We start from the raw sequence: 6630 nt of genomic DNA on the forward strand, positions 1-6630 counted from the left end.
CTCAAGTTGTGCCTGCCACCCAATCCCAATTTTAAATTAATTATGAGAACAGGGATCTTTTCCGTATTTGTCGTCATCATTTCAATTCCGGTTTTTTCGGCTACAACAGCCAAGAGCCAGGTAGTTGATAAGGTGGAAGTCAACGTCTCTCTAAAAAATGAATCGCTGGTGAAAGCTTTCAAAAAAATTGAAGCGCAAAGTCCGTTTCATTTTATGTACCGTAATGAAGATGTTAAGAACATCCGTAATTTGGAAGTTTCGGCTGGAACCCAGTCAGTTGCAGCCTTGCTGAAAACCGTACTGGCGAACACTTCGCTTAATTTTCAGCAAATAGACAACCAAATACTAATTACACGCGCTGACAATGAGAGCGCGACAGGTGAAAATCTGCCAGGTAGCCTTGCCGGAGAATTTAAGCAGGTAGCCACAGGTAGCATCAAAGGTGTCGTTACCGACTCAAAAGGCAACACGCTGCCTGGTGTAACCGTTAGTTTAGCCGGGTCTATCTCGCTGGCGAAAGTTACCGACATAAACGGAGCTTACAGTTTTTCTAATCTGCCGGCCGGTACTTACACCATCAGCTTTACGTTTGTGGGTTTTGCCGCTCTTTCAAAGCCGGTTGTGCTGGCCGATGGGCTGGCAATAACCGCTAATGCTGTACTGATAGAAAGTACCAGTAGCCTTGATGAGGTAGTTGTAGTAGGTTACGGTACCCAAAAGAAAAGGGAGGTAACCAGCGCCATTACCACGGTAAATGCCGAACAGTTTAACAAAGGTAACATCAGCGATGTTGCTCAGTTGTTGCAAGGTAAAGTTCCCGGCTTGTCTATTGCCCGCCCGGGTGGCGATCCAAACGGTGGTTTTGCTATCCGCTTAAGGGGTTTATCAACCCTTGGTGCAAATACACAGCCGCTGATCGTATTGGACGGGCAGGTAGGTGCGGATATCAACACGGTCGACCCTAACGATATCAAGAGCATCGATGTACTGAAAGATGGTTCTGCCGCTGCGATCTACGGAACACGCGGTTCTGCGGGCGTAATCATCATCACCACAAAGTCGGGTAAAAAGGGTGCATCTAAATTTACCTATAACGTAGCCGGAACCACCGAAACACCTGCCAGATTTACCAAGCATATGGATGCTGCGCAATTTAAGGCGCTGGGTAAAGGGACGGATTTTGGGTCAAGTACCGACTGGAACAAAGAGATCACCCGTACTGCCTATTCACAGGTGCATAACCTCGGTTTCTCTGGGGGAGATGACCGCACTACCTACAATGCTTCCTTTAACTATCGTAATAACCAGGGTGTTGCCATCACCACAGGTTTTCAGCAGCTTAACGGGCGATTAAATTTAAGCCACAAAGCGCTGAATGATAAATTAGTATTCAATTTAAACATCAACACCACCAGCAGAAACTCACAATTTGGGTTCTCAGATGCGTTTAAATATGCCACCATTTTTAACCCAACGGCACCTGTTTATTCAAAAGATCCGCTTTATGACCTTACCGGTGGTGGCTACTTCGAATCGAACTTTGTTGATTATTCTAACCCGGTTGCCATGCTGAAACAGAACACCAACGAGGCAACCAATAAAAAGTTCAACATTGGGGGTACTGTAAGCTATGAAATATTGAAGAACCTAAAATTCTCTACACAGTTTTACAAGCAAACCACCAGTAATTACCGTTCCATGTATTCTCCAACTGATGCCTTTATTTCAAGAGGATTTCCTTTGGGTAGCGGCTTTGGCCGGTCGGGTATTTCTGCCAAGTACGATGATGAAGCAGAGAATATCCTTTATGAGAATACCTTATCGTACGAAAAAGCAGTTAATAAATTCGAGCTTTCAGCCATCGCCGGGTATTCTTACCAGGATTTTAAATACACCGGTTTTGATGCACAGGGTGGTAATTTCGTGACCGATGCATCGGGCCAGAATTTTGCTGCTGCGCTCGATTTTAAGAACGGTATCGGTGTAGTAGAAAGCTATAAAAACGAGAACAAACTGATCTCGTTCTTTGGCCGTGTAAAAGTAAATTATGACAACATCGCGTTCTTTTCTGCCAGTTTAAGGCGGGATGGTTCTACCGAGTTTGGTGAGAACAACAAATGGGGACTGTTCCCGGCGGTAAGCGCTGGTTTGGATATCAGTAAGATTGTTGATATATCGTTTGTTTCCAACTTAAAATTAAGAGGTAGCTATGGTGTTACTGGTGCCTTGCCGCCGTTCCCTTACCTTTCACTAACCACGCTAAGTAATAGCGGTGGTACTTATTACGCAGGCGGCGGGGTTTACTCCAGTACCTATAGCGGTGTGCGTAACCCAAATCCGAACCTGAAATGGGAAAAGAAAGCTGAAACAGACATAGGTTTGGATTTCACCTTATTCAACGACAGATTAACGGGTTCGATTGATTACTTCAACCGTAAAACAAACGATTTGATTTTTAACGTAACCGTACCATCTCCGCCTGCTTTGTTTAACAATACGTGGTTAAACATAGGTGAACTAAGCAACTCGGGTATTGAAGTAGCCTTAAGTTACCAAGTTATCCGCGGAAAGGAATTCACCTGGACAACCGGCGGAAATATCTCCAGCTACCATGTAGTGTTAACAAAACTGATTGACGCGTTGAAAGGATCGTACGTTGGTGCAACCAACCTGGGTACACCCGGGCAGGAAGCTACACAGCTAACCCGCGCAGTTGCAGGTGAGCCAATCGGTTTATTGTACGGGCCTAAATATGTTGGTGTAGATGCAAGCGGTGTTTACCAATACGATGACGGTAAAGGCGGCACAGTTGGCCTGGCCAACGCTCCGCGCCAGATCATTGGTAACGGTTTGCCTAAGTATGAGTTTGGTATCACTAATAACTTTAAATACAAACAGTTCGATCTTAGTTTCTTCCTGCGCTCTTCTATTGGTCACCAGTTGATCAACACGTACCGCGCGTTTTATGAAAACGCTAACGTGGCCACCAGTTACAATATTGTAAACACCAAATACTTTAACCCTAATGTAACAGATGGCGCAGCGTACAGTAGCTATGATGTGGAGAAGGCTTCTTTCATAAAGTTGGATAACGCTACGCTTGGTTATACCTTCCAGATCGGAAAATCAAATAAACCAGGGATGATAAGCAGTTTAAGGGCATTTGTTTCGGGCCAAAACCTGTTTACCATCACCAATTACACCGGTGTTGATCCGGAGGTAAGGTATTCCGATTTCGGTAACGTACTGGCACCGGGTATCGACAGGAGAGAGACCTGGGTTTACACCCGCTCATTCACCCTCGGCGTTAACATTGGGTTTTAATAATATTAAGGTTTTTAATTAAAAATATTAGCGAATTATGAAACATAAATCATTAACCAAATACTCGGTTCTTGCAGTTTTGTTTGTGGCCGCATCGTGCACCAAACTTGATGAGAACTCTCTGCTATACGACCAGGTTACCGAAGCGAACTTTTACAAAACTGATAAGCAACTGGCTTCTGCTGTAGGTGCCGCATATTCTCCCATATACGGCTACAACGGCGCATTTTTTAACCTTAATGAGGTTACTACTGATGAGGTGGTGGTGCCAACACGTGGTGCCGACTGGGGTGACGGCGGCCACTGGGTGCGTTTAAAAACACATACTACCAACGCCACCGACTCACAGCCCGCCAACGGCTGGAACCTGGGCTTTAATGGTGTAACCACCTGTAACAAGTTACTCGCTGCGCTTGCGGTAAGCCAATCGCCAACCGCGGTCACCTATGTTGCCGAATTGAAAGCGCTGCGGGCCATTTACTACTACTGGCTGCTGGATCTTTTTGGTAATGTGCCCATCACTACCGATTTTTCTGACGTTGCGTTGCCGGCCACTAAGCCTCGTGCAGAGGTATATGCTTTCATTGAAAAAGAATTGTTGGAGAATATAGATAAATTGCCAAAGATAGGAACCGGCGATGGGCCGTACTATGGCCGTGTTACTTACTATGTGGCCGAGGCCACGCTTGCCAAATTGTATCTGAACGCGCAAACCTATACTGGCACGCCTCAGTATGATAAGGCTTTAGCAGCTTGCGATATCATCATCAACTCCGGCAAGTACCAGCTAATGAGTAACTATGTGGACATCTTCTCGCGCAACAATATTGGCTCCACCGAATCTATCTGGGCTATTCCTTTCGATGGTGTAAAAGCAAAAGGTTTTAACATGAATATGGAAACCTTGCATTTGCAGAGCCAAAACACTTACCAGATGAACAACCAGCCCTGGAATGGTTTCGCCTCAGTACAGGAATTCTATCAGTCGTATATCGATCCGGCACAAAATCCGGGTCCTCAGGGTACCGTTGTGGGTTTAGATCCAAAAGGAACTCCCACAACCGGCACGCTGGATAAAAGGATGCTGAATAACTTTATTGTAGGCCCGCAGTTCCAGGCAGACGGGGTTACACCGTTAACAGATGGTGGTGCAGACAAGACCGACCCGGATGGCCAGCCTATCACATTAACACCTTATGTGAACGAGCTACAGCCGAATGCCTGGAGACAAGCAGGCGCCCGCATTGGCAAATGGCAGTTTTACAAAGGCATGTTAACAGATTTGGATAATGATTTGGCCATTTACCGTTATGCCGACATCCTGCTGATGAAAGCCGAACTGATAGCCCGCAAAAGCGGCAACTGGAATGATCCGGTTACGCTGGCGCTGATGAACCAGGTACGTACCTTACATGGCGGGGTTTCGCCTTTGCCGAGCTTAACTGCAGCAACATTCCTGGCCGAACGCGGTCGTGAAATGTTTGCCGAGAGCTATCGCAGGCAGGACATGCTTCGCTTTGGAACGTACAACAGCAAATACCGTTTCCATGATGCGGACGCAAGCACTAATGTTAATATTTTCCCAATACCGGAGCCGCAGATAAATGCAAATCCAAAATTGACACAAAACCCTGGTTATTAATTGGTAGTATAGTATAGTTAATTGGTTTTACGGAAAGCAAGTAATTTATTATTTGCTTTCCGTTTTTATAAAAGTTTTGTGAAACGCGTGGCAGTCGCCTTGATAGTATTGACAAAAGTAAAGCTTGCCACTGAGGGGAATAGGATACATGATAGACCGTGTTTTTAAATATTATTCGAAGTACGGTTCCCCTTTGCTGCTGAGGTTGTTTTCAACCCTGCACATACGTGCAAGTATTACGGCTATCTTACTTGCAGCAATATGTTTAATAGCTTGTAATAATAAACCGCCAGCACCGGCAATTAAATTATTTTCGGCGTTACCCGCTACGGCAACGGGTATTGCGTTTGCCAATAATGTAACCTACACCGAGCAGCTGAACGTATACACCTACCGCAATTTTTATAACGGCGGCGGCGTGGCCATTGGCGATATGAATAACGATGGTTTGCCCGATGTCTTTTTCTGCGGAAATCAGCAATCTAACAGGCTGTACATCAACAAAGGCGATTTTAAATTTACCGACGTAACCGCTAAAGCCGGCCTCTCTTCTGCGGGGGTATGGTCTACCGGTGTTACCCTGGCAGATGTTAACGGCGATGGCTGGCTGGATATTTATGTTTGTAAATCTGGCGATTTCTCCGGGAAGAACCGCAGTAATCAGCTGTTCATCAATAACCACAACCTAACTTTTACCGAAAAGGCTGCCGAATATGGCCTCAATAATAAAGGCTTGTGTACGCACGCTGTTTTTTTTGATTACGATAAAGATGGCGACCTTGATTGCTACCTGCTTAACAACTCCTTCCGCTCGGTAGGAAATTACGATCTGATAAAAGATCAGCGCGGCATTCCCGATCCGCTTGGCGGGAACAAATTGTACCGTAATGATAACGGCCATTTTACCGATGTTACACAACAAGCCGGCATTTACAGCAGCAAAATTGGCTTTGGCCTTGGGGTAACCATTGCTGATGTAAATGGCGATGGCTGGGACGACATCTACGTATCAAACGATTTTTTCGAACGTGATTATCTATATATAAATAACAAAAATGGCGCTTTTAAAGAGTGTTTGCCTCAAACGATCAGGGAGTTAAGCCTCAACTCAATGGGAGCTGATATCGCCGATATCAACAACGATGGCCTCCCGGATATTTACGTTACCGATATGCTTCCGGAGCCTGAGCGCAGGTTGAAGACAAAAACCGCCTTTGAGAACTGGGACAAATACCAGTCCGACCTGGATAATGGGTACTACCAGCAATTCCTGCGTAATGTATTACAATTGAACAGGGGGACTTCGCCGAACAACACAACACACCAGGTAAACTTTAGTGAGATCGGCCGCCTTGCGGGTGTGCAGGCTACCGACTGGAGCTGGGGGGCTTTGATTACCGATATGGATAACGATGGCTTTAAAGATGTTTTTGTGAGCAACGGCATTTTTAAGGACCTTACCGACCAGGATTATATTCAGTTTATGGCCAACCCTGTAGAAGTACGCCGGATGATGGGCCGCGAAAAAGAGGTGATCAAAAAGCTGATCGACCTGATGCCTTCGGAGGCGGTGCCAAACTACGCTTACCAGAACAACGGCAACCTCACGTTCACTAACAAGGCAGCGGACTGGGGGCTTGGGGATCCAAGCTTCTCCAACGGAT

3 protein-coding genes are annotated in these 6630 nt (G+C 45.8%); all 3 read left to right on the forward strand.

The genetic code is table 11. The features are described 5' to 3' along the window. Nucleotides 1–42 precede the first annotated feature (42 nt). A complete protein-coding gene (locus ABIX36_RS17875; protein WP_348083536.1) occupies nt 43–3324 on the forward strand; it encodes a SusC/RagA family TonB-linked outer membrane protein in 3282 nt (1093 codons plus the stop codon). 37 nt (nt 3325–3361) lie between these two features. Continuing rightward, on the forward strand, nt 3362–4966 hold the full coding sequence (locus ABIX36_RS17880) for a RagB/SusD family nutrient uptake outer membrane protein (RefSeq protein ID WP_348083537.1): 1605 nt from the start codon (nt 3362–3364) through the stop codon (nt 4964–4966). A 124-nt stretch (nt 4967–5090) separates the two neighbouring features. After that, the coding region (locus ABIX36_RS17885) for a VCBS repeat-containing protein (protein ID WP_348083538.1) at nt 5091–6630 on the forward strand (1540 nt) is incomplete at its 3' end.

The sequence above is a fragment of the Mucilaginibacter sp. genome (genome assembly GCF_039925265.1).
Classification (GTDB): domain Bacteria; phylum Bacteroidota; class Bacteroidia; order Sphingobacteriales; family Sphingobacteriaceae; genus Mucilaginibacter.